General features: G+C 38.2%; 26 protein-coding genes. 9 read left to right on the top strand and 17 right to left on the bottom strand.

Features of this window, described 5'->3' with window-relative positions:
- Positions 1-205: 205 nt before the first annotated feature.
- From AC2VNP_RS15540 to AC2VNP_RS15530, 3 genes are all read left to right on the top strand, one after another.
- Complete coding sequence (locus tag AC2VNP_RS15540; RefSeq protein WP_486918201.1) at positions 206-649, top strand: Lrp/AsnC family transcriptional regulator; 444 nt, start codon at positions 206-208, stop codon at positions 647-649.
- Between the two features lie 11 nt (positions 650-660).
- The gene (locus AC2VNP_RS15535) at positions 661-2,649 is read left to right on the top strand and encodes a S9 family peptidase (protein ID WP_486918200.1); all 1,989 of its coding nucleotides are present in this window, start codon (positions 661-663) and stop codon (positions 2,647-2,649) included.
- A 190-nt stretch (positions 2,650-2,839) separates the two neighbouring features.
- Complete coding sequence (locus tag AC2VNP_RS15530; protein ID WP_486918199.1) at positions 2,840-3,469, top strand: NUDIX hydrolase; 630 nt, start codon at positions 2,840-2,842, stop codon at positions 3,467-3,469.
- Here AC2VNP_RS15530 and AC2VNP_RS15525 read toward each other — a convergent pair.
- Positions 3,466-4,968, bottom strand: a complete 1,503-nt coding sequence (locus tag AC2VNP_RS15525) for an MDR family MFS transporter (protein ID WP_486918198.1) — start codon at positions 4,966-4,968, stop codon at positions 3,466-3,468. The genes AC2VNP_RS15530 and AC2VNP_RS15525 overlap by 4 nt on opposite strands.
- 347 nt (positions 4,969-5,315) lie before the next feature.
- Between AC2VNP_RS15525 and AC2VNP_RS15520 the strand changes: the two genes are divergently transcribed.
- The 3 genes from AC2VNP_RS15520 (at position 5,316) to AC2VNP_RS15510 (ending at position 8,081) form a co-directional block, all read left to right on the top strand.
- On the top strand, positions 5,316-5,594 hold the full coding sequence (locus AC2VNP_RS15520; protein WP_275118377.1) for a hypothetical protein: 279 nt from the start codon (positions 5,316-5,318) through the stop codon (positions 5,592-5,594).
- Between the two features lies 1 nt (position 5,595).
- A complete protein-coding gene (locus tag AC2VNP_RS15515) occupies positions 5,596-7,242 on the top strand; it encodes a sodium:solute symporter family transporter (RefSeq protein ID WP_486918197.1) in 1,647 nt (548 codons plus the stop codon).
- Between the two features lie 266 nt (positions 7,243-7,508).
- Complete coding sequence (locus tag AC2VNP_RS15510) at positions 7,509-8,081, top strand: hypothetical protein (protein WP_486918196.1); 573 nt, start codon at positions 7,509-7,511, stop codon at positions 8,079-8,081.
- Positions 8,082-8,233: 152 nt separating this feature from the next.
- On the opposite strand, the gene AC2VNP_RS15505 is transcribed toward AC2VNP_RS15510, so the two are convergent.
- Positions 8,234-8,482 (bottom strand): YrhC family protein, encoded by a 249-nt coding sequence (locus AC2VNP_RS15505; protein ID WP_486918195.1) that lies wholly within the window; start codon positions 8,480-8,482, stop codon positions 8,234-8,236.
- A 156-nt stretch (positions 8,483-8,638) separates the two neighbouring features.
- Positions 8,639-9,334, bottom strand: a complete 696-nt coding sequence (gene mtnN / locus AC2VNP_RS15500; RefSeq protein WP_486918194.1) for a 5'-methylthioadenosine/S-adenosylhomocysteine nucleosidase — start codon at positions 9,332-9,334, stop codon at positions 8,639-8,641.
- A 123-nt stretch (positions 9,335-9,457) separates the two neighbouring features.
- On the opposite strand from mtnN, the gene AC2VNP_RS15495 reads away from it, so the two are divergent.
- A complete protein-coding gene (locus AC2VNP_RS15495; protein WP_486918193.1) occupies positions 9,458-9,667 on the top strand; it encodes a DUF2536 family protein in 210 nt (69 codons plus the stop codon).
- Between the two features lie 86 nt (positions 9,668-9,753).
- Here the strand turns inward: AC2VNP_RS15495 and AC2VNP_RS15490 are convergent, their stop codons facing one another.
- The 4 genes from AC2VNP_RS15490 to AC2VNP_RS15475 form a co-directional block, all read right to left on the bottom strand.
- Positions 9,754-10,353 (bottom strand): YrrS family protein, encoded by a 600-nt coding sequence (locus AC2VNP_RS15490; RefSeq protein WP_486918192.1) that lies wholly within the window; start codon positions 10,351-10,353, stop codon positions 9,754-9,756.
- An 88-nt stretch (positions 10,354-10,441) separates the two neighbouring features.
- Entirely contained in the window at positions 10,442-11,614 is a 1,173-nt protein-coding gene (locus AC2VNP_RS15485) for an ABC-2 transporter permease (protein ID WP_486918191.1), read from the bottom strand.
- Positions 11,598-12,458, bottom strand: a complete 861-nt coding sequence (locus tag AC2VNP_RS15480) for an ABC transporter ATP-binding protein (protein ID WP_486918190.1) — start codon at positions 12,456-12,458, stop codon at positions 11,598-11,600. Before AC2VNP_RS15480 ends, AC2VNP_RS15485 begins: the two co-directional genes overlap by 17 nt.
- Positions 12,455-12,832, bottom strand: coding sequence for a GntR family transcriptional regulator (locus tag AC2VNP_RS15475; RefSeq protein ID WP_486918189.1), 378 nt, complete (start codon positions 12,830-12,832; stop codon positions 12,455-12,457). The genes AC2VNP_RS15480 and AC2VNP_RS15475 overlap by 4 nt, the downstream gene beginning before the upstream one ends.
- A 361-nt stretch (positions 12,833-13,193) precedes the next feature.
- On the opposite strand from AC2VNP_RS15475, the gene AC2VNP_RS15470 reads away from it, so the two are divergent.
- Positions 13,194-14,426: a L,D-transpeptidase family protein gene (locus tag AC2VNP_RS15470; protein ID WP_486918188.1), complete on the top strand. Its 1,233-nt coding sequence runs from the start codon at positions 13,194-13,196 to the stop codon at positions 14,424-14,426.
- 65 nt (positions 14,427-14,491) lie between these two features.
- On the opposite strand, the gene greA is transcribed toward AC2VNP_RS15470, so the two are convergent.
- From greA to mltG, 6 genes are all read right to left on the bottom strand, one after another.
- A complete protein-coding gene (gene greA, locus AC2VNP_RS15465; protein WP_275118366.1) occupies positions 14,492-14,968 on the bottom strand; it encodes a transcription elongation factor GreA in 477 nt (158 codons plus the stop codon).
- Positions 14,969-15,183: 215 nt separating this feature from the next.
- Positions 15,184-15,831, bottom strand: coding sequence for a uridine kinase (gene udk, locus AC2VNP_RS15460; RefSeq protein ID WP_486918187.1), 648 nt, complete (start codon positions 15,829-15,831; stop codon positions 15,184-15,186).
- Positions 15,831-17,108: a peptidase U32 family protein gene (locus tag AC2VNP_RS15455; RefSeq protein ID WP_486918186.1), complete on the bottom strand. Its 1,278-nt coding sequence runs from the start codon at positions 17,106-17,108 to the stop codon at positions 15,831-15,833. Before AC2VNP_RS15455 ends, udk begins: the two co-directional genes overlap by 1 nt.
- Before the next feature lie 12 nt (positions 17,109-17,120).
- Positions 17,121-18,053: a peptidase U32 family protein gene (locus AC2VNP_RS15450; protein WP_486918185.1), complete on the bottom strand. Its 933-nt coding sequence runs from the start codon at positions 18,051-18,053 to the stop codon at positions 17,121-17,123.
- Positions 18,054-18,067: 14 nt separating this feature from the next.
- Positions 18,068-18,715 carry an O-methyltransferase gene (locus AC2VNP_RS15445; RefSeq protein ID WP_486918184.1) on the bottom strand — a complete coding sequence of 216 codons (648 nt, stop codon included), beginning with the start codon at positions 18,713-18,715 and terminating at the stop codon, positions 18,068-18,070.
- 200 nt (positions 18,716-18,915) lie between these two features.
- Positions 18,916-20,079, bottom strand: coding sequence for an endolytic transglycosylase MltG (gene mltG / locus AC2VNP_RS15440; RefSeq protein WP_486918183.1), 1,164 nt, complete (start codon positions 20,077-20,079; stop codon positions 18,916-18,918).
- Positions 20,080-20,253: 174 nt separating this feature from the next.
- Here mltG and AC2VNP_RS15435 point away from each other — a divergent pair, with 174 nt between their 5' ends.
- On the top strand, positions 20,254-20,538 hold the full coding sequence (locus tag AC2VNP_RS15435) for a hypothetical protein (RefSeq protein WP_486918182.1): 285 nt from the start codon (positions 20,254-20,256) through the stop codon (positions 20,536-20,538).
- Between the two features lie 134 nt (positions 20,539-20,672).
- Here AC2VNP_RS15435 and AC2VNP_RS15430 read toward each other — a convergent pair whose 3' ends face one another.
- From AC2VNP_RS15430 to alaS, 4 genes are all read right to left on the bottom strand, one after another.
- Complete coding sequence (locus AC2VNP_RS15430) at positions 20,673-20,981, bottom strand: DUF1292 domain-containing protein (RefSeq protein WP_486918181.1); 309 nt, start codon at positions 20,979-20,981, stop codon at positions 20,673-20,675.
- 14 nt (positions 20,982-20,995) lie between these two features.
- Positions 20,996-21,415 (bottom strand): Holliday junction resolvase RuvX, encoded by a 420-nt coding sequence (gene ruvX, locus AC2VNP_RS15425; RefSeq protein WP_486918180.1) that lies wholly within the window; start codon positions 21,413-21,415, stop codon positions 20,996-20,998.
- Positions 21,415-21,684, bottom strand: a complete 270-nt coding sequence (locus AC2VNP_RS15420; RefSeq protein ID WP_209122861.1) for an IreB family regulatory phosphoprotein — start codon at positions 21,682-21,684, stop codon at positions 21,415-21,417. The genes ruvX and AC2VNP_RS15420 overlap by 1 nt, the downstream gene beginning before the upstream one ends.
- 86 nt (positions 21,685-21,770) lie before the next feature.
- Complete coding sequence (gene alaS / locus AC2VNP_RS15415) at positions 21,771-24,413, bottom strand: alanine--tRNA ligase (RefSeq protein WP_486918179.1); 2,643 nt, start codon at positions 24,411-24,413, stop codon at positions 21,771-21,773.
- Between the last annotated feature and the right edge of the window lie 226 nt (positions 24,414-24,639).

Raw genomic sequence — 24,639 nt, 5'->3', positions numbered from 1 at the left:
AATCTCATACCACCATTATACGATGAAATTACCAGATAATTTGTAAAACAATTGAGTTTTAACAATATTTTTTATATACTTTAGCTAGTCCTAATTGGAGTAATTTTTTATAAAATTCATTCTTATTTTAGGAGTTTCCCTTGCATAGAGCGAACATAATTAGACCTTATCTTTCTTTTTATGACCTAAAGGAGGTATTTCTTTTTTGAGAGATATTGATGACCTAGATAAGAGCATCCTCAAGCTACTTTCAAAGGATGGAAGAATGTCTTTTACCGAAATTGCTAGTCAACTTGAGGTGACAGAAAAAACAGTGCGGACTCGTTATAGAACTCTTGTAGATCAAGGAATTTTAGAAGTAGTTGGGGTCGTTAATCCTATTTCACTCGGGCTAAAAGTTTCCGCCATCTTACAGCTAGGTGTTGAGTCACAAAAGTTGAATGATGTAATGAAAAAAATAATGTCCTTTAAGGAAGTACGGCACGTTTCTTTGATTACTGGGGAATATCAACTACTCATGCAAGTTAATGTTAAAACATATGATGATTTAACATTGTTTTTAAAAGACTTGAATACGCTTTCAGGTATTAGCAAGTCGAATGTAATGGTTCAACTAGAAGTTAATAAAAATACGTTTGAAATTCATTAAGGGGGATACATATGCCAAACAAAAGACCAATCACAAGTGAGGATCTGTTTAAAATTTCGAATGTCGGCGAAGCTCAAATTTCTCCGTGTAACGGCAAGTTTGTTTTTGTAAAAACAACAATTGATGAAGATCAAGAGTACCGTTCTCACCTTCATTTCCAACGTTTCGATGATGCTTCTAGTGTACAGTGGACATTCGGAAAAGTACGCGATCACTCTCCATGCTTTTCTCCAGATGGTAAGAAACTCGCTTTTGTTTCGAATCGTTCTGGAAAATCACAAATTTGGGTTATCTCTACCGAAGGCGGCGAGCCGCAACAAGTAACCCAATCTAAAAATGGTGCATCACACCCGGTTTGGTCACCGTGTGGTACGCAATTACTTTTTAAAACATCATTAAAACTAGATAAAGATGAGAGTGTCTTTGACCAAGAGGAAAAGAAAAAAGAAGAGAAGAAATCGGAACCTCTTGTTGTCAATCGTCTAAAATATAAATCAGATGGTGCTGGTTTCCATAACGAAACGTATCAACAGCTGGCACTTATTAATATAGAAACAAATGAAATCACAGAGCTTACTTCTGACCGTTTTAGTTATGAACCGAGCTCTTGGTCACCAGACGGAAAAACGATCGCCCTTTCAGCCAACTTAACAGATGACGCTGACTTTCAAATCGTTTCCGATCTCTACCTTTTAAATGTTGAAACGAAAGAGCTTACTTTATTAACGGATCATAACGGGGTTTATACTCACCCTACATGGTCACCGGATGGAAAAACGATTGCTTGTTTTGGTAATGAACGGGAATATTTAGGGGCAACCATCAACCAAATTTATACAATTAATATCAGCACGAAAGAAAAGCAATGTATTACAGAAACATGGGATGTCCATATTACCGATGCTGCCATTTCTGACATGCGTTCCGGTCATCCAAACCCTGGTCCGATCTGGTCAAAAGATGGAAAAACACTTTACTTCACTGGCAGTGAAAACGGGAATACGAGCCTCTATGCGATTGATGAGAATCATGAAATTACACCAATTTTCGCTGAAGAAGGTCATGTGTATGGATATACGTTTGATGAGGATAGAAAATATGCCATCATTGGACTTAGTGATGCATCCAATCCGGGAGATCTTTACAAAATTGTCTTAGGTGAGAAAAAGAAAACGAGATTGACTTATATTAATGAAGCTTTTCTTTCGGAAGTTCATCTTTCCATCCCCGAGCCAATTACAGCAAAGGCAAGTGACGGCTGGGAAGTACACGGGTGGGTCATGAAACCACATGGCTTTGAAGAAGGTAAAAAATACCCAATGATCTTAGAAATTCATGGTGGTCCGCATGCCATGTATGCCAACTCGTTCTTCCATGAGCTCCAACTTTTAGCTGCTCAAGGTTATGTTGTTCTTTATACGAACCCTCGAGGCAGTCACGGTTACGGCCAAAAGTTTGTAAACGCTTGTCGTGGTGATTATGGTGGAAAAGATTATGAGGATCTAATGGCAGCAGTTGATTTTGCGCTAGAAAACTTTGATTACATTGACCAAGATCGCCTAGGTGTAACTGGAGGCAGTTACGGTGGTTTTATGACAAACTGGATCGTCGGTCATACGAATCGCTTTAAAGCTGCTGTTACCCAACGTTCAATTTCAAACTGGACGAGTTTCTATGGTGTTAGTGACATTGGTTACTTTTTTACAAAATGGGAAATTGGTGCTTGCTTCCAAGATGACCCAGAAAAACTGTGGTACCACTCTCCACTTCGTTATGTGAAGAACATTGAAACACCATTGTTAATTTTACACGGTGAAAATGACTATCGTTGCCCGATTGAACAAGCAGAACAACTATACATTGCCTTAAAACACCAAAAGAAAGATACGATGTTTGTTCGCTTCCCGGAATCGAACCATGAACTTTCACGCAGCGGTCCGCCACACCTTCGCATTGAGCGTTTAAACCATATCGTTAATTGGTTTAACGAAAAACTTTAATTGATTTATAGAGCGCTTGTTCCAACCAAGATTGCGCTTTACTAGATTTACAAAAACACCTTCGCATAAAAAAGCTGACTCGAAGAATTGCAATTTCTCACGATTAAATTCATGTGAGGAGTACAAACTTTTATGAGTCAGCTTCTTTTTTTGGTATGATAAAAATAAAAATGTCAAGGAGATGGAGGAAATGTCTGTAACTCTAGACCAAATCAAGCAACTCCTCGCCAAGAGAGATGCCGGTGTCTTAAAGGATTCACGTGCTTTAAAATCAGCGGTATTCGTTCCAATTATAGAAAAAGACGATGAACTTCACATCTTGTTTGAAGTACGTTCCAAACAATTAACCCGCCAACCCGGTGAGATTTGCTTTCCCGGTGGAAAAATTGACGCAACGGACCCATCAGAAGAAGAAACGGCGAAACGGGAATTATGTGAAGAGCTAGGACTATCCGAAGCTGACATTACTACTATTGCGGCTTTAGATGTCCTAGTCACACCATTCCGCGGGACAATCTTCCCATTTGTTGGTCAAATCTTGTCACCCGAAAAGATCTCTGCGAGTGAACATGAAGTTGAAGAAGTATTTACCGTTCCTTTATCCTTTTTACTAGAAACAGAACCGAAAATGTACAATATGAATATTCATTTTGAGCCTGATGAAAACTTTCCATTTGACCGCATTCCGAATCGCGAAGCCTATACGAAACGAACACATTCGTTTCCAGAGTTTTTTTACTTCTACGATCAGTACGTCATTTGGGGCTTAACGGCTCGTATACTTCAACATTTTATCGAATTAATTAAATCTGATCTTTAATTTTCATTCACCTTTTCTTCTCGCGGTAAAAAAAATATTAAAATAAGACTAATGAGTGCAAATATGAAAATCCCCCAATACACATAAGATAATGCCTGTGAAAGAGCTTCTTGAATAAATACGACTTCTTGTTCAGTCAGTACTTTTCTTTGTTCGGGGCTTAAAATAATATTGACAATATCCATATCCAATTCATAGTCAATAGTTCCTAAAACCCCCTCAAGTTGTGACTTTAACTTGCTATTAAGAATCCCACCTAATAAGGCCACACCAACTGCGCCTCCTAATGTTCTCATAAACATATTGGAAGCCGTGGCCACACCTCTCTTTTTCCAATCAACATGACTTTGTATCGAAACGATAAAAGTTGTCGTTGAAAAGCCCATTCCTACTCCAATAAAGAACGATCCTAATCCTGCCCAAACCGGGTGATGGATGAGCGATAGAGTTAAATAAAATGTCGAACCTAAAACTAAAGCAAAACCACCAATAAGCGCTGCCTTTCTGTACCCAATTTTAAGTAGAAGTTTTCCAGCGATCGTTGATGATATCGGCCAACCAATTGAGATCATCGTTAATGTAAACCCAGCAATCATTGCCGGCTGATTCATAACTCCTTGAACATACGTAGGAAGAAAGGATGATACTGCCAGCAGCAAAGCCCCTGATGCGAACGATGCAATGTTTGCAATCACAATTAACGGTGTTCCCCATATATCCATCGACATAATCGGTTCCAGTGCTCGTTTTTCTTGATAAATGAATGCAATAAAACTAATCCCAAAGACACTGATACATAGTAAGACAGGTAGTGAAAGCCACTCCCATTGAACGCCACCTTGGATTAACACCATCATTAAAGATCCAACACTGATTAAGATTAAGAGGGCGCCGAAATAATCGACGGCTGGTCTCGTTTTCTCAACATTCTCTTTTAAAAATAGTACGATTAAAAGTACAGCTAACAAACCAAACGGAATATTCATCCAAAAAATCCAAGACCAATGAAGGTATTGAACAAATACTCCACCTAATACTGGACCAAGAATGGATGATATCCCCCAAATACTTGCTAGATAGCCTTGAATGCTGGCTCGTTCTTCTTTCGTGTATATATCACCGACGATCGTCGTTGCAATTGGCTGAACTGCACCGGCCCCTAGACCTTGAATAAATCTAGCAATAATTAACCATTCCATTGAAGTCGCAAACCCGCACCATATGGACCCAATAAGAAAGATGAAAATACCAATCGAAAAAATAATTTTCCTTCCAAATAAATCTGCTAATTTTCCATAGATCGGGATTGAAACCACTTGCATTAGTAAATACCCTCCAAAAACCCAAGTGAATAAACTAAATCCACCTAGATCTGATACGATTCCTGGCATCGCAGTCGCGACGATCGTAGCTTCAACGGCTGCCATAAACATCGCCATAATTATCGCAAACAGGACAATTGGTCGGTTGGTTGTTTTCCGTCGGAGTAACTCTTTCATTTTTATCAACTCTTTCTAATTATGGTATTTACTGTATTAATATACATATAAAATATCAGAAAACTTTAAATTAAATATAATTTTCTTACGATTTAACCTTGAAACAATTCCAAATTTCGTGTAAATTCTAATTAAGTTTACTAATTTTTCTCTACTTGTGAAAGGGAGGGGGATTTTTTTAACTCAATATTTCTTCAACTAGGGGGCATGTATATTTAGAAAACCGACTGGTCGGTCAGTTTTATTTTTTGGTTGAAGACAGATTGAGTGTTCGTTCAGTTCATCAATGGGTTAGTGAGCTTAGGAAAAAATGAAAGCACTTACAAAATTGAAGGGGGAGATTTTTAATGAGTGCGTATAAAAAAGAAGTTTGGTTTACAATTATTATGTCTGCTATTTTCCTACTGGCTGGGCATGTCGGCTTCATCTTTTCTATCTTTCCAGTAGAAGGTAACTTGTTCGGATTTCCGATCATGTACATCGTACCAATTCTAATCGGTTGGTTTGGAATTTTCATTTTAACTCTAATTGCAGGTAAAATTGGAAATCACATCGATGAAGCAATTGATGAAGAAAATGCTCGTTTAAGTCAAGACACAAATGATAGCCAGAAAGGAGTAAGTTAAGATGGAGCAATCATGGCAGTTATCCAATCCAATTATAGGTATCGTAATCGTTATCGCAACATTCGTACTATTCTATGCTGTAAGTTATTTTTCAAACCGTGCAAGTAAATCCGTCGAGGACTTATATGCCGCTGGTGGTGGTGTAGGACCAGTAACCAATGGTCTTGCAATGGCTTCAACATACATGAGTTTAGCTACATTTTTAGGGGTAACGGGATTAATCCTAAATCTCCAAGTTCCATTTGTTTTGTTATGGATCCAAATGATTTTAGCTATTCCATTAATCACAATTATTTATGGAACATCTTTACGTCGTATGGGTGCTTTCTCACCTACTCACTTCGTTCGTGAGCGTTATGGTGTTTCTGCTTCTATTATCGCTGCATTATTTATGATCTTAGTTTCAATTATGTACGCGCTAGGACAAATGATCGGTATTGCTGTTACATTTGAAACGTTACTTGGTATTCCTTATATTACTGGACTTATTGTTGGTGGTATTTTAATTGTTGGTTATGTAACCATTGGTGGTATGAGTGGAGCTACAAACAACGCTGCTATTCAAATGGTTATTATTGCACTAATGTTTATCGTTCCATTAGGAGCAATCATGAAAGCTATGGGTGGAACTGGTTGGTACTTCCCTCCACTTTTATATGCTGATATGGTTCCTGCCATGTTAGAAGCAATGCCGAGTTTCTTTGACTACCAATATTCTTCTAAATGGTATTTTGCAATTATTCCTGCTTTAACAATTGGTTCTCTTGGATTACCTCACTTAGCGATGCGTATTTATACAGCATCTAGTTTAAAAAGTGCACGTCAAGCAATGGTATGGTTTGCATTAGTTTTAGGTCTTGTTTTCTCTGCTACTTATGCAATGGGGTTTGCAGGTGTATACTACACGCAAATTTCTGGAGTAGAAATTTCTTCTGCAGATGCGGATAAGCTTACAATTATCTTAAACTTAGTTTATAACCCTGAATGGGTAACAGCACTTGTTATTGCTGGTGCGATCTCTGCTGGTCTATCTACTTTAAGTGGTAACTTACTAGCAATTGGTGCTCTAATTTCTCAAGATATTGTTACGACACTTAAGCCAAACTTAACTAGTAAATCTAAAGTACGTTTAGGTTATATTTCAATTGCAATGGGTGGTTTAGTCAGTGTACTTTTAGCTTTCAATCCACCTGAATTCTTAACCGTAAGTATTCTATGGGCCTTTGGATTAGCAGGCGTGACCAATGCCCCTCTCATCATGATGGGTGTATGGTGGAAAGAAGCGAATAGATACGGTGCAATGGCAGCTTCTGTAGTTGGTGGAATTCTGTACATCATCGTTTCTCCTTTCGTATTCCCTAGTATCGTTGTCAGTGGTCATGCCCTAACAGATGGTATGGGGTTATCTGGAGCAATGTTATGTGTACCGCTTAGCTTTATTTTACTAATTGTAGTATCATATATTACAAACCGAATCCCAGCTTTACAAAAGAACTTACCTACTAAAGCTGATCACAAGTTAATTGAACGTATTCATGGTTGGAACGACGTTAACCCAGCTCGTTACAACAGCACATTCGGAGCATTTTTAATTACTGCAATTAGTATTGCTATCTTTGTCTGGGCACTAATGCCTTGGGAATTTTAAGTTAGAAAAGCGGAAGGTGCCTGCTTATCGGCGACAAGCGCTGGAGGTCCAGCATTAGTGTCCGGTCTTTGGACACGTTGATGGACCGAAGCACCTCGAGCCGATGGCGCCTGCAGCTAGACAGATAGAAAAGCGGAAGCGCTCGTTTAGCGGCGTATGGACTGGAGCCCTACGTATGAGATAAAGGATACACGGCGAGTGCAAACGAGCTGATGTTGACTTATCGTAAGGAACAACAAACAATGATATAAAATGAGGGGATATTTATGACAGGGTTGATACTTTATATTCGCACCACTCTACTAAACAATGAAGCTATAGCCGAACTAACCACTTCTCCAAAATGGAATATATGGGGTCACCTTGTTACTATCCTTTTAGGTGTCATTTATGGCTTTATCTCTATTCAACAAAATATCGACTATATTTCAAGCTTTGAAGCTGAGTTTTTAAGAAATATAGTCGTACCTGGATTTTTCATTCTCTCTGGGATAATAATGGTCTTTCTGACGAGAGTGGCACTATCTCTACTCTTATGGGCCGCCTCTCGCGGATTTGGAGGACCTGGCTTACTTGGACAGCTTTTCCGCCTGTCAGCCGGGGCCCTGATCCCTTCTATTCTAGCGATGCCAGGATTTATTGCTGACGGCGTTGGGGCGACAGTTCCATTCATCGCAGTAGTAGGTGTTATATTAGGAATTGCATGGATGTACATGACATGTGTAAAGATCGTACTTGTTACGCAAAAGTTTGTGCCATGGAAAGCATATGCATCCGTACTCGTAATCTTTATCTTCTTTATTAGTATCTACTACATCGTTACGCCACCAGCAACATAAACACCCTTATTCACAACCCTGTGCCAGGTAATCCTTTAGCCCACTAAAGGTACCTGGTACCTTTTTATTTTTTATATACCACCTTTTTATGTAGCAAAGAAGAGGATGACCTGATTGTCATCCTCTTCTCCATTTATATATATCATATATTATTATTGTCCGAACTCTCCGTTATCTAGTTGGTTACGATAGTGCATCGCTTTTCGGTGAAAAATCAATGCCGTCACTAACGATAACACGGTCCCAACCATCATATATTCAACATAATTTCCAGTTAAAGGAACATCGTTTGGGATAATGATACCAAGAAACATAAATACACTTAAGGACAATAAAATAAAACCAAATCGCTTGTAATCTTCTACTTTTCCTTTAATTTCACGAATTTTCTTATCATCCATGTTTACATTCCTCCTATCAACACTCTTCTATTCTAGCATAGAAAACTGTAGTCAAGAGGATGTAACTGTTGTTACTAGAGGGAATATATAGGATATCAGCAGTTCAAAAACTGCTGGTACTCGCTAAGTTATGCACTGCTTGTAACACTCCACTCTTTACTTTTTCAACTGATCAACAATTAGTAACACAAGGTTTGCAGAATTAACAGATGCCGTCTCCAAAAATTGATCATACGAAACTTTCGCATCACTACCCGCAATATCTGAAAGTGAACGAATGATAACAAACGGACAATTAAATTGATGGCATACTTGTGCAATAGCTCCTGCTTCCATCTCTGCACAATACGGGTTATTAAAGCGAACTTTTAAATCCTCTACACGAGCATGGTCGCTCATGAACGAGTCCCCAGATACGATTAGTCCTTTTACAGAATGAACTCCAACGTCATTTGCCGCTTCTTCTGCAATGGCTACTAATTCTTCATTCGGAGAATAAAAAGCTGGCATTCTTGGGACCTGTCCAAATTCATACCCAAAGACAGTAGCATCAACGTCGTTATATCGGACTTCGGTTGAGATGACGATATCTCCAACCTTTAACCCTTCATGAAAACCACCTGCAGATCCTGTATTAATGACCTTTTCAACATTAAATAATTGAATGAGCATTGTTGTTCCGATTGCTGCATTCACTTTTCCGATTCCTGATTTTAATAGGACGACATCAAGACCATTTAAATTCCCCTCGTGAAATTCACAGCCTGCAATCGTTTGATCGACTCGATCGTCTAATTTACTTTTTAATAATTCTACTTCTTCATCCATCGCACCAATAATGCCAATTTTCATGACTATCTTCCTTTCATTTGCAACATTTACTTCAACATTTTTCCATATAAAGCAGCAAAGTATACAATATCCATTGTTCTTGGTATATTATAACTGAAATTTGATAAAAAGGGAGAAATAACGATGCAAATTCATTTAGATGTGATTGAAGATAAAGTCGAATGTTTCGAATCTCGAAGCTTAAAAGAATTAGAAAAGAAAATGAATGAACAAATTGATAATAATAAGGTCCTCATGTTACAGGTTCATCATGTTCAGCATAATGTCCATATCGACCAAAAAACTTCTTTACCTATTTATACAGCGGTCGTTCATTTTAAAGCGAAAAAATAGATAGACCGCTCACTATATGAAAAAGGCTCCCTACCATCGTATAGATGGGGAGCCTTAATTTTATATTAAGCTATTAAAATCTTGTTTTATAAGTAGGGATTTGATGATAACTTAATAACTTCTACTGGTTTCCAGCCACGTTCTGTTACCCACTCGATTCTAACTCGGTAAGGGGTATGTTTATTTGCTGCATCACTTACCGTTCCAACGGCACTCATTGAATCGCCGCCGTTCTCAATTCGCCAGATAATGATGTCATCATATAAACCTGTTGCATATTGAATGGCATGGGTCATTTCTTTCCAATTGACGTGGTCTTTTGAAAAGTTGATTTCAAATGGTTCACTTTGCACTGTCCCGATCGGCTGCCATTCCCCATCAGACAACTCTTCCTCCGCTTCCTCTTCTTCTTCACGAAGTTCCTCATTTTCTGCTTCTTCTTGAGTAGAATTAATATCACGGTCATTTTCGATGGTTTGTTCCGTTTCGCTACTTTGCTCTTCTTGTTGCTGTTCCTCTTGTTGTTCTTGCTCAACATCAGCAATTACTTCTTCAGTGCCGCCAGGAGTAAAAAATATTTTCACCGCAACGTATATAATTGAGATAGCTACTATTCCGATTGCTACATTCAGCAACCGATTTAAACGACGTTTTTTACGTTGATCATATCGAGTTGAGTAGTTCATTGACTTTCTCTCCTTCCCAATTCAATCCTAATACTACCATGCAACATCTTCAATTTCTAGTTATTTTACTACTATTTCCTTGACGTTTCTAGTAGTTTATCAGTCTTGATGGTACTTTTTCCTGAAAATTTTCAAAAATTGCAATTTGCGGCCGGCTTTCACTAATTGCTCTTAATAATTGTTCAACGTCCATATCATACGGACTTGTTACGCTGTTCAGCCAGAAAGTGGGCCGACTTTGATGAAACGACCAACTGCTATAATGAACTCCCATATCATGGCCAACCAACTTAAACAATGGATCTTCTTTAGGAAAAATAAGGCTTACACCGATCTCTTGAAGAAGCTCTGGGTTCGATAAGGGAGATGCCGTAAGAACCAATTCATACTCTATTCCATGTAATTCTCTTCCATTTGAATGATCTGGTTTATAATATATGTTTAAGCGTTCTACTGATATATGATCAATAATTTCCTCCTTCGTATTCAAAGGGGGAGAGGAAAGTGCAACTGCTGAAGTCACTGTGAGCAACATGAGAATGAAGAATGTACTAAAAAAACCTATCGTCATGTTAAGTTTTTTCTTTACTTTATAAAAATCACGATAACTTTGGATCGAGAACCACATCGAACTTCCAACTAATAATAAGGTACTGATAAAGAAAAATTGATTTAATAATGGTGTAATAACTGAAATCGGTACCCCAAAGATAAGGCTCGACGGCCAGCTTAAAAACATTGGCAGGAAAACCGCTGTAACAATAAACAGTCGACCAATCCAAACCGCTATATAAGAGCCAAAAGTAAAATGAGCGAATAAATAAAAACTAATAAACAATAGAATTAAGCCGTTAATGAGTAGCACTGCACCACCTGTATATCCTATCCCTACTGGATGCCCTAGGATCACTTGAACAAAAAATAACGTACCGAAAGTAATCGCATTAATGCTAATCAGTATAATAAGAGTCGAACTAAATTTTACAACGACGATCGTTGAAACAGAAATAGGCAAACTCCGGATCCTCTTATTGACTCCACTTAACTCCTCAGCATTACAAATATGAGTAATCAACCCGTAACTCATCAATAAATTAAACAATATAATAAAGAAGATTATTCCGCTTAAATCATTTAATAAAAATCCACTCATACTACTAACATACCAAGTGATAAAAAATTGAAATAAGATCGTGAGCGGAATAAAAATCATTGAAATACTTTTCAAAGAAAGTAAATCTTTCTTAATCAAAGATTGCATCGTTCGCTCCACCTTCCACTACGTAGTATAAAATTTCATCTAAAGTAGCCGGACGTAATTGCGCATCAAACGTATTTTCCTGCTCACTATCAATCACACCTGTCACCTCATACGATCCTTTTTGATAACCATAAATTCCAGCTATAGGAAGATCTGTATGGTGGTTTGTCGTGAAGTATAGATACTTGTCTTTTAACTTTTCCTTATCTTCATATAGCGCTATTTGCCCGTCTTTTAAAAACATGACGTAATCCGCAATTTGTTCAAAATCAGTTGTGATGTGGGATGATAAGATTACGGTCTTTTCTCCCGTTTCAATCCACTGCTGAAGTAAAACTAATAATTCTTGTCTAGCTACTGGATCGAGTCCTGCAGTTGGTTCATCTAAAATCAGTACCTTTGGATGAAAGCAAAGAGCTAAAAGCACATTGACCTTTAACTTCATCCCCTTAGAAAGCTGATGGATTTTCTTTTTAGGAGACAATTGAAATTCTTTTAATAACCTTTGTTCAAGGTCGCTATCCCAGTTGGTATAAAATGAAGAGACAAAATCAATCGATTGCTGCACTGTAAAATCGCTGTACATATTGATCTCTTCAGAAACGAAACAGATAGTCCGATTAAAATGTAACCGGTCTTGATCATACGAGCTATTTGCAACAGTGACTTCACCAGATAAAAAAGGTTCAATATGTGCGATCCCTTTTAATAGTGTCGTCTTTCCTGCCCCGTTTCGTCCGATCACTGCTGTTATAAAGCCTTCCTTAATGCTTAAATCAATTGGACCTAACTGAAATTCTTTATACGATTGAACTGCTCGTTTAACTGTAACGATACCTTTCACTTTCTTTCCTCCTTTAATCTCTGAATCATTGTCATCATCTCTTCTAGACTGAGTCCTAGACTAGCCCCTAGCTGAAACAGTCGATCGACTTCTGCTTCAAATTGCTTTTCGACTTTTTGTTGTAATATTCTTTTTTCCGTTGCTTTTACAAACGTTCCTCGGCCGGCTCGCGTATATATAAATTCTTCTTGCTCTAACTCTGAATACGCCCGTTTAACGGTAATTACACTCGTTTGTATGTTTTTAGCGAGCGTTCTGATTGATGGTAATTCTGTATCTCCTTCTAATGTCCCGTCAATAATTTGTTGTTTAATTTGATCTTTTAATTGTTTATATAACGGGTCTTTTGATTCATTCGAAAGGTGAATCCACATGTTGCCACCTCGACTGTACATAAAGTATATACACAGTATATACCCACTATATTTCTAAGACAAGAAAAAACTCTCCATTCTTTTGAAAATGTAACCCGGGGTGGGTGTGTCAACTTTTTAACTTCCTTCATACCTTATATAGGAAATTTGACTATCATTGTCGAATAAATAGTATGGAGTAGTTCCTTTGAATTCTTTTCTGCTTAGTATCATGAGAAAATATAGAACTTAAGATCTAATTAAATTTTTAAAACGACTATTTTGTCAAAAGATGAAGGATTTTCTCGATTATTGCGGAATAAATGTTTAGTTTTTTGAAAACTATCTGGAACCTTATTATTTATAGAGAAGAGGAAGTTTGGTGTCTAAGAAATCAAAAGAGCATAGTGAGTTTTTACCTCGTTCAGTTAAACATAAGAGAAAAAAGAAAAAGAGCAAGATGTCCTCATTTATTTTAGTAGCTGTCCTACTCCTGTTAACTTTAGGAGGAGCTACAGCTGCAGTATTAAAACTAGGGTTAGTCCCATCACAATTAGGGGTTTTTAATCCAGGACAACAACATGAGGAAAGTAGTCCACTAGAAGAAGAGCAAGAAGGTGAAAAAGAACTTGCGGAAGATCCATCTGAGGATAATAAAATGGGTGAAGAAACAGACAACGCGCAAGAAGATACAGCTGAAATAGATGACCCAAAAGAAGTGGAGCAAGACACACATCCACAAAAACAAAATGAAGTGGACCAAGGAACAAGCTCTAATGCCGACAAAACATCATCTCACAATATTGTAAAGCCGAAAGAAAACAAACAACCGTCAGAACAACCAAAAAGCGAGCCCAGTGAAAAAGCTGAAATCGTCATTACTCACGAAGTAAAACCAAATGAGACATTATATAGCATCGTGAAAAAATACTATATCACCCCAGACACTCAACAACATAAGGTTGCGCAATTCAATAAAATTGCCAATCCAGCTACTGATCTTAAAGCGGGCCAAAAGTTAAATCTCCCAGATCCAGATATTATCGCTTTTCATAAAGTTGAGTCGGGAGAGACCTTATTTAACATTACAATGAAATACTATCGAAATACAGATCAACTCATTCCGCTTGCAAATTATAATCAAATTGTAAATCCAGCGGCCGATGTCAAAGCAGGAATGACACTAACGATCCCACATACGACAATTTTAAAAAATTACAAGCCAAGTGGAATCACCATAAAGGTGAATAAAACGACGAATACATTAACCGTCTACCAAAATGCTGATATATTAAGGACCTTTTCCGTCGCGACTGGGAAAGATGCATCCTTAACACCTGAAGGAACGTTTCAGATTGTCAATAAAGTAGAAAAGCCATGGTATAATCCGAAGAACATTCCTGGAGGAAGTCCAAATAACCCATTAGGCAGTCACTGGTTAGGTCTAAATGTTCCAGGGACGAATAACTTTAAATACGGTATTCATGGCACCAACGACCCTTCATCTATTGGAAAACATGTTAGCTTGGGGTGCATCCGCATGCACAATGACGAAGTACTATGGATGTACAATAACATTCCCTTGCAAACGACGGTCTATATTGTAAGTGAATAAAGTAACTTACCATAATTTTATCCCAAAAAAAGAACTGTTCAACAATGAACAGTTCTTTTTCTTTATTATTTAACTTCTAGAATTTTAACTTCCATTTCACCAGCTGGTGTGTTAACGGTTACTTTATTGCCTACAGATTTTCCAAGTAAGCTTTGTGCCATTGGAGAGTCGTTTGAAATTTTGCCTTCAAACGGATCGGATTCTGCACTACCAACGATTGTATATTCTTCTTCGTCTCCATCAGGAAGTTCAACGAAACGAACTGTTTTTCCTAAAGAAACAACAGAAGTATTCGTTTCATCTTCTTTAATGATGACTGCATCACGAATCATTTTTTCTAAAGTCGAAATACGCCCTTCAACAAATGCTTGCTCTTCTTTCGCTGAATCATACTCTGAGTTCTCAGAAAGATCACCGAAACTACGTGCTACTTTAATACGTTCAACGACTTCTTTACGTTTTTCCGTTTTTAAGAACTCTAATTCTTCTTCTAACTTTTGTTTCCCTTCAAGGGTCATATAATGTGTTTTTTCTTCAGCCATGACGTTCACTCCTCTTTCCATCAAAAAAAGTAAATTTACTATGAAATGATATTTCTAGAAATTAGGCTATGTAAAAGAAAAGCAAGGTTTATCACCTCGCTTTTCTTTATCCCATTAGTTCTTTAAAGCCCTTTTAAAGATACTCTTATAGTATAAACAAAAACAACGTATCCTGCTATCCTGATATGATAACTTTTTACTTTTTTTTCTTGTTTTTACTGATTTTTCGTTAAAAAGGACCGGGCTTCAAAAATAGAGCGGATTTTTGTTACCATCAAATCAATGGCCACCCTATTTTGTCCACCTTCAGGAATAATGATATCAGCATATCGCTTAGTTGGTTCGATAAACTGTAAATGCATCGGTCTAACTACAGTCGTATATTGCTCCACAACAGACTCTAATGTTCTACCACGTTCCTGAATATCTCTAGAAAGTCTTCTTAATATCCGGATATCAGCATCTGTATCAACAAATAATTTGATATCCATTAGATCACGAAGTCGTTTATCTTCTAAAATTAAGATACCCTCTAAAATAATGACATCCTTTGGTAAAACAGGTATGAACGTATCAGACCTAGTGTGCTGTGCGTAGTCATAAACAGGCACTTCTATTGACTCGCCATCTAACAACGTTTGTAAATGCTCCATTAGAAGATCATTATCAAATGCCAATGGGTGATCGTAGTTCGTACCTAGTCTTTCTTCAAACGATAAGTGACTTTGGTCTTTATAATATGCATCTTGCTCAATTAATACTATAGATTTTTGATTAAATTGGTGAAAAATTTCTTTTGCAACGGTCGTTTTACCTGAACCTGTTCCGCCCGCCACACCAATTATGATTGGCTTTTGTTTCATTATTTAACCTCTTTACGCATCATATTCCATGGATATACCGGGTATTTTGTTTTAATTTTAACAATTTGCAACGGGTGACGAGCGGCATCCAATTCATTACCATCCTCATCCCAAATCGCTTCAACCGTTTGAACAAAGTTTTCAATCTCAGGACCGAAAAATTCAATTTCATCTCCTGGTTTGAAATGGTTTCGTTGCTGCAATGTAACAATTCCTGTCTCCTTGTCATAGTCTAGGACAAGTCCAGCAAAATCATACGTCGTACGTTTGGGATGGATACCATACATTTGTTCTTTAAATGTTGGTGTTCCTTCAAAGAATTGTGGTGCAAAGTCACGGTTCGCACACTTTTCTAGTTCCTCTAACCACTCATTTTGAATGACAAAGTTGTCTGGGTCTGCACAGTAAGCATCAATCACTTTTCGGTATACGGAAGTAACGGTTGCAACATAGTGAATAGACTTCATACGACCTTCAACTTTTAAGCTGTCAATTCCTGCTTCAATTAATTGTGGAATCGATTGTAGCAGATTGAGGTCTTTTGGACTCATTGTATATTGCGTATCGTTTTCTGCAAACAAAGGAATTTCTTTAACAAGACCTTTTCCTTCTTCTTTTTGTTCAAATAGGTCGTAATCCCAACGACAGGACTGACAACAGCCGCCACGGTTAGAGTCACGAGCTGTCATATGGTTACTTAATACACAGCGCCCTGAATAAGCAATACACATAGCACCGTGGATAAACGTTTCAATTTCGATATCCACATGTTTTTTCATTTCAAGCATTTCTTCTAATCCAACTTCTCTCGCTAAAACGACACGCTCTAAACCTTGCTCTTTCCAGAACTTAACGGCTAACCAGTTACTTAATGATTGTTGTGTAGATAAATGAACTTCTACATTTGGTGCGACTCGGCGACAAGTTTCAATAATTAATGGGTCTGCAACAATAATACCGGTAACGCCTACTTCTTGGAGACCTTCCAAGTATTCTTCTAAGCCGTCCATATTTTCATTATGAGCAAAAATATTTGTCGTAACATATACTTTTGCACCGTAACGGTTCGCAAATTCAACGCCTTCTCGCATTTCTTCTTTTGAGAAGTTGTCAGCATTAGAACGAAGTCCGAACTCTTGTCCACCGATAAAGACCGCATCAGCTCCGTAATGAACAGCTATTTTTAGCTTTTCTAAACTACCAGCTGGTGCGAGGAGTTCAGGCTTTTTTGTAATGACACGTTTTCCCGTTTCGTTTACTTCTGATATAGCTTGCATCGTATTCCCTCCTTAATAAACCGTTTCTTTAAAGAAAAAGCCTGTGTCGATGTCGCGATTTGGCGGTTGGATCTCACGAATTTTCTCAACATACTCTTCTTTTTTATCTGCGTATGCATCTTCATCTGTTAAATACAATTCAATTGCTTCTCGATACATTTGGGTTACTTTTTCCATATACTCAGTACTTTTTAAAATACCATCGATTTTAAATGAGTCGACTTCAGCATCAATCATTTCTTCTAACTCATCGATGATGCAGATGTCTTTAGGACTCATGATGTGGGTACCATTTTTATCTTCAAAAATAGGGTACTTCGCATTTCGTTCTTTATCGAATAAGAACATTTGTCGTGCTTGCTCTGTTTTCTCAACCTCTAGGTTTTTACCTTGATATTCAAAGTAGTTCCCAACTAATGAACGTTTGGATTGGAACATGTTCGTCATGCCATGCACTTGTACTTCGATTTCGACTTCTGCGTTCTCTTTACTTTCCACGATCGCATCCATATTAATTTCACGAGCTAAAACAGCTCGCTTTACTCCTTGTCTTCCCCAGTAATTCGCTGTATACCAGTTGGTTGCTGTCGTTTCCGGATTCCAATGCAGCTTCATATTTGGAGCCAATTCACGAGCTAACATTAAGATCGCTGGATCCCCAAATACAATCGCATCTACATTCGTTTCATTAAGGAATTTCATATAGTCAGATGCTTCATCCAAATGTTCATTATGGAGAATAGCATTCATTGCGACATATACTTTTGCACCATGTGCTTTGGTAATTTCTTTTGCTTTTACAACATCTTCTCTAGAAAATTCCCCTGCTAAACGTAAACCAAAGCGTTGTTCACCAATTAAGATTGCATCAGCACCCGCTTGAATTAATCGTTCTATAGCTTCAACGCTATTTGGGGTTACTAGTATTTCTGGTTTCTTCCCCATGTCTTACACCTTCTTTACTTTTTTATTGATAAGGCAAGGCCGTCTCCTATTGGTAATATTGTAGTAGTAAAATGTTCATTTTTCATCAACCACTCATTGTACCGACGAAGTTTTTTTGCCATGCCTGCATGATTTTTATTTTCAATATTTTCTTCAGCCACAAGGCCACGAAATAGTACATTATCTGAAATGATTAAGCCACCTGGTCGTACCAATGGCTCGTATATTTGAAAGAACTTCTCATATTGTCCTTTAGCAGCATCAATAAATAATACATCAAATGGGGCATATAATTCAAGTTGTTCGCCTACATGTAAGGCATCACCAAAAATAATCTCTATTTGATCTCTTAGATTTGCTCTTCCAACAAAATTTACCGCCTGCTTGTACCTTGGTTCATCACGCTCGATCGTAATAATTTTTACATCATCTATTGCTTGAGCCATTCGAATCGCTGAATAACCAATTGCTGTACCAATTTCAAGAATCGATTTAGGTTGTTTAATTCTCAACAACTGTAGCAACGTTTCAATTCCAACTAACTCCATAATGGGTACTTGTTGATCTTGTGCCAATTGCTCCATTTCTATAAGAAGCTCATTTCGCTCACAAATCAGTGATTCAATATAAGCATCGATTTTATGATCATTATTAGGAAGCATCGCTTTTCCTCCTTAGTATTCCACATCTATAACGCTTTATTTTACCACAATCACCGCAGTTCACGAAATTCATCTTATGAAGCGTGTGAATAGAAAAACAATGACAATAAATAAGAGTATTATATTAAGTCTTGATGATACTACTTATAAAAAGCACTAGGATCCTTACATCCTAGTGCTCGTGCTGTTTACTTTTGAGGTTACTCTTCTTCGTCTTCTTTATTTTCTTCTGACTGTCTAGCTTCAGCCCATTCATGGCGATACTTCTGAACGTTCTGGTTATGCTCTTCATACGTAACAGTATATAGTACATCCCCACCGTACCTTGCGTAGAAATAAATGTACTCCGTTTCTGCTGGTTCAAAGGCAGCTTTAATCGATGCTTCCCCAGGATTAGCTACCGGGCCAATCGGAATTCCAGCGTACATATACGTATTATAAGGTGAGTCTATTCGTAAGTCCGCATAAGACGTCATATATAAATGTTCTCCAATTGCATAAGCAACTGTTGGATCTACTTGCAACCTCATATTGCGGTCTAATCGATTGTACAGTACACCAGAGATTGTGTATCGATCTTGTTCTTTTTGAGCTTCTCGCTCAATAATCGAAGCTAATGTTAAAGTCTCATGAACCGTATACGGATGATCTGGATAATACGACATATATTTGGCTACAATCTTATCGGTTCGTTCGATCATCGCTTCAATAATCGTTTCTATTGATACATCTTCATCAACAAAATCATATCGCGCTGGGAATAAATATCCTTCTAGCGGATGTCTGATCCCCTCGGTAAGAATATCTTCTGTTAAAACAGAATAGCGTTCAATCAATTCTTCTAGATATTCTTCATTGCTTAATGTTTCCATTATTTCTTCTTCAGTATGGTCTGTATTCTTCGCAATTAAACGTGCTGTATTTTCTAACCATAACCCTTCAGGTATCGTAAACATTAGATCAGCCTCTTGCATCACTAGGCCTTCTTTAAGTTCGTCAATGATTTCATCTAAATTCATCGCTTTTGATAACTCATACTTACCTGCTTGAAAGCCAGATTCATTTTTATATCTTACATAGTACCTAAAGAATGTTCCGTTTTCTATGACTCCCTCTTCTTCAAGGATCCTCCCGATTGAAGTGCTTGAAGAACCGATTGGAATTTCAACATTGACTATTTCTGTGCTTTCAGCATCGACAGGTCCCATTGCTGACTTAATATATAAATAACTAAAAGTTACTGCAGAAATAAAAATAAAAAAGATAATGGCAACGCAAATAAGAACAATTTTACGGACTATCTTTGCCCTGCGAACTTTTTCAGCATATTTGTCTAGCTGCTCATCTTTCTTCTGATCACTCACTAGATATCCCCCTTTCACGATTACCATTATACTACAAAACATTTCATTATTCGTGTAAAAAAGACAGATTTTATTTCCAGATGCGAATCAAGGTGGTAATGGAGTCGTTTCCACTGCGGTCCTTACTACTCTAATTCTGTTTAGGGTATTATGTTTAGATGCCCATCGCCGTCTATGTTTTTCGTGATTTATCCCACTTCTGACGACCGCTTTTTCGGTATTTCTCTTTTTTCGAGCTTCAATCCGCTCTTTGACCCCCGGTTTTCTGGCTTCTCTCTTTTTTCGGGCTTCAAACCGCTGTTTGCCCCCCGCTTTTTCGGCTTTTCTCTTTTTTCAGGCTTCAATCCGCTCTTTGACCCCCGGTTTTCTGGCTTTTCTCTTTTTTCGGGCTTCAAACCGCTCTTTGACTACCGCTTTTCTGGCTTTTCATTTTTTCCAGGCTTCAATTTGGTGCGCTGATCGATTCGCGTTTTCCACCGTTCCCTCTTATATCAGACTTCATCCTAGAAATCATAAAGGATACTCCGAGGATTATAGGAAGCAGCACACCACACAAAAAAAAACAGAGCCATTTGGCTCTGTTTCAAATTTGATTATTCTTCTTCGTCGTCTTGTTCTTCAACGAATGTATTTAGCATTTCCTCAACCATTGCCCATTCTTCATCCGTTTCTATAGGCATTAAAGCGAGGTCGCTTCCATCGTCGCCTTCTTTGTCCTCGTATTGAAAGGCAATGACTTCTTGCATGTCATCTTCTAAATCTTCTTCACTATCTCCTACTGGTACGAGTAGAATATAGTTCTTACCTGTTTCATCTACTGTAAATTTGAATAGCTCTTCGAATAAATGCTCGTCCCCATTTTCATCAGGGATAATGATACGTTCTCTTTCTTCTTGTGTCATACTACACCTCTTCATCAATTTGATTTACTGTCTAAATAGCCTTGCAATATGATAACTGCCGCCATCTTATCAATAACTTGTTTTCTCTTTTTACGGCTAACATCAGCAGAAATTAACATGCGTTCCGCTGCAACCGTCGTTAAACGCTCGTCCCATAAGATGACAGGGCATTCCAAATGTTCTTTTATACTTGCTGCGAATTGTTGGCATGCTTCACCGCTTGGTCCAATCGTTCCATTCATATTTTTAGGTAGTCCGACAACGATGCTCCCAACTTTATACTCATTGGCAAGATTAACAATATAATTAACATCCGCTGTCGGGTCATCCTCTTTTCGTCTAAACGTCTCAATTCCTTGAGCAGTCCATCCTAATTCATCACTAACAGCAATTCCAATTGTTTTAGTGCCTACATCTAAGCCTAAAATTCTCATTATTTCTCCTTTTGGTGCTGTGATAAATAAGACTTAACTAGCTCCTCAATTAATTCGTCACGCTCTAACTTCCGGATAATTGTTCTTGCATCCTTGTGTCTAGGAATGTAAGCAGGGTCCCCCGATAAAAGATATCCTACAATTTGATTAATGGGGTGGTAACCTTTCTCCTCAAGGGCTTCATAAACCGTTAGCAGCACTTCGCGGACATCGACATCAACCGTATCTTCTTGAATATTAAATTTCATCGTATTGTCCATTGAGCCCATCACAAACACCTCTTTCTATACTGCCTATTTCTGTGAGTTTTCATACCCACAGTAGTTTGATTTCATTGTACACTAAATTTTCCTTTTTAGGAAATTGATTTAATATATTCTTCCACATAATTTAAAGCACTTTCTAGCTTTTCAGGATCTTTACCACCTGCCTGAGCCATATCAGGACGGCCACCGCCACCGCCGCCGCATCTTGTAGCAACTTCCTTCACTAGTTTTCCAGCATGGAAACCTTTTTCAACAAGGTCTTTCGAAACACCAGCAACGATGTTTACTTTCCCGCCGCTTGCAGCTCCTAGTACGATAACCCCTGACGTAATTTTATCTTTCAGTGTATCCATAATTCCTCGTAAATTATCCATGTCTGTTGCCTGAACTTGTTTAATTAGTGCTTTAGTTCCAGCAATTTCGGTAACTTCGTTAATAAGGTTACCTGCTTCCATATTTCCTAATTTAGCACTTAGCGACTCATTCTCTCGCTGAAGGTCACGGATTTGTTGCTGCATCGTTTGTACACGTTGTGGAACATCTTTCAGGTTTTTCGCTTTTAACAAGTCGGCCGCATCGCGTAATAAATCGAGTTGTCCATTCATAAATTCATACGCGCCTTGACCGGTTACACCCTCAATACGTCTAACACCAGCCCCGATACCAGACTCAGAAATTACTTTAAACAGTCCAATTTCAGCTGTGTTTTGGACATGACAACCACCACAAAGCTCAATACTGTAATCGCCTACTTGAACGACACGAACGACATTCCCATACTTTTCACCGAATAAAGCCATTGCGCCCATTGCTTTAGCTTCTTCAATGTTTTTACTCATGATATTTACCGAGATTGCATTCCAAATCTTTTCATTAACGATTTCTTCGATCTTTGTTAATTCTTCACTTGTCACTTGACCGAAGTGTGAGAAGTCAAAACGTAATCGCTCTTCAGAAACTAATGAACCTGCTTGGTTTACATGTTCTCCTAGTACATCTTTTAATGCACGATGTAATAGATGTGTTGCTGTATGGTTTTTCACAATTCCATTACGGTTCGTTTCTAAAACAACAGCTTCTACTTTTGCACCTTTTTTCAATGTCCCTTCTACTACTTTAACAAAATGAAGGTTTTGACCATTTGGTGCTTTTTGTACGTCTTCAACATGTGCGACAAATCCATCACCTGTTAGGACACCTTTATCGGCAACCTGACCGCCGCTTTCCGCATAAAAAGGTGTGACATCAAGTATTACTTGAATGGTATCAGGCGATGTTCCTGCAAAATCGGTTAACTCTTTATCCTTAATAATGGCTTCAACAGTAGCTTCTGCTGAAAGTTGCTCATACCCGACAAATGTACTTTCCGTTTTTAATTCACCCAAGACGCGGTCTTGAACTTGCATCGAATCGCCTTCTTGTCGAGCCGCACGTGCACGTTCTCTTTGACCTTCCATCTCTCGCTCAAAGCCTTCACGATCTATAACTAGACCTTTTTCCTCTACATATTCTTCCGTAAGATCCACCGGGAAGCCATACGTATCATATAAACGGAACACGTCTTTACCAGAAATCGTCGTTTCACCTTTATTCTCAGCCTCAGCAATGACTTTAGAAAGAATCGTTAAACCTTCATGAAGTGTTTCATGAAAGCGCTCTTCCTCATTTTTAATGACTTTTTGAATAAAGTCGGTTTTTTCTTTCACTTCTGGGTAGAAGTCCACCATAATCTCTCCGACAATTGGAACGAGGTCATACATGAATGGCTTTTCAATTTGAATTAGTTTTGCATAACGAACAGCACGTCGTAAAAGACGACGAAGAACATAGCCGCGTCCTTCATTCGATGGAAGTGCACCATCACCAACTGCAAACGTAACCGTACGAATGTGGTCTGCAATGACTTTAAAAGAAACATCCGTTTCCTTGTCTTGACCATACTTCACACCTGAAATTTCTTCCGTTGCACGTATAATCGGAATGAATAGGTCCGTATCAAAGTTAGTTTCAACATCTTGAATGACTGAAACTAGTCGTTCTAACCCTGCGCCTGTATCAATGTTCTTTTTAGGAAGCGGTGTATATGTACCATCTGGATTGTGGTTAAACTGTGAAAATACTAAGTTCCACACTTCTAAATAACGATCATTTTCTCCACCAGGGTAGAGTTCTGGATCGTTTTCATCATTTCCATACTTTGGCCCTCGATCATAGAAAATTTCCGTATTTGGACCACTCGGACCTTCCCCGATGTCCCAGAAGTTCCCTTCAAGACGAATAATTCTTTCTTCTGGAATTCCGATTTTTTCTTTCCAGAAGTTATAAGCTTCCTCGTCTTCGGGATGAACTGTTACCGATAAGAGTTCAGGATCAAACCCAATCCACTTTTCACTCGTTAAAAATTCCCATGCAAAGTCAATTGCTTCTTCTTTAAAATAGTCACCGATCGAAAAGTTCCCTAACATTTCAAAGAACGTGTGATGGCGGGCTGTTTTTCCGACATTCTCGATATCGTTTGTTCGGATCGATTTTTGTGCATTTGTGATTCTAGGGTTTTCCGGGATAACGCGTCCATCGAAATATTTTTTCAATGTAGCTACACCACTATTAATCCAAAGCAGTGACGGGTCCTCGACTGGTACTAAGGATGCACTCGGTTCCACATCATGACCTTTCTCCTTAAAGAAATCTAAATACATTTGACGTACTTGAGCAGAAGTTAACTTCTTCACTATGTATTCCTCCTTAATTCTCGTTATTCATCGTAACCAAAAAAAGTAAAAAATAATCCTAAAAGTGGTCGACAGATAGTTATCGTTGACATGCGCTGAATGGCCAGTTATTTAGTGGCTGGCTTTTTGGGAACGTTTGATGGACCGAAGCGACCTCGAGCCAATGGCGTCTAGAAGCTATATCACGAAAAGTCCGTTTAGCGACGTATGGACAGTAGCCCGCTGC

Source organism: Alkalihalobacterium sp. TH-98 (assembly GCF_057473385.1).
This window is presented reverse-complemented; position numbering and strand designations above follow the sequence as displayed.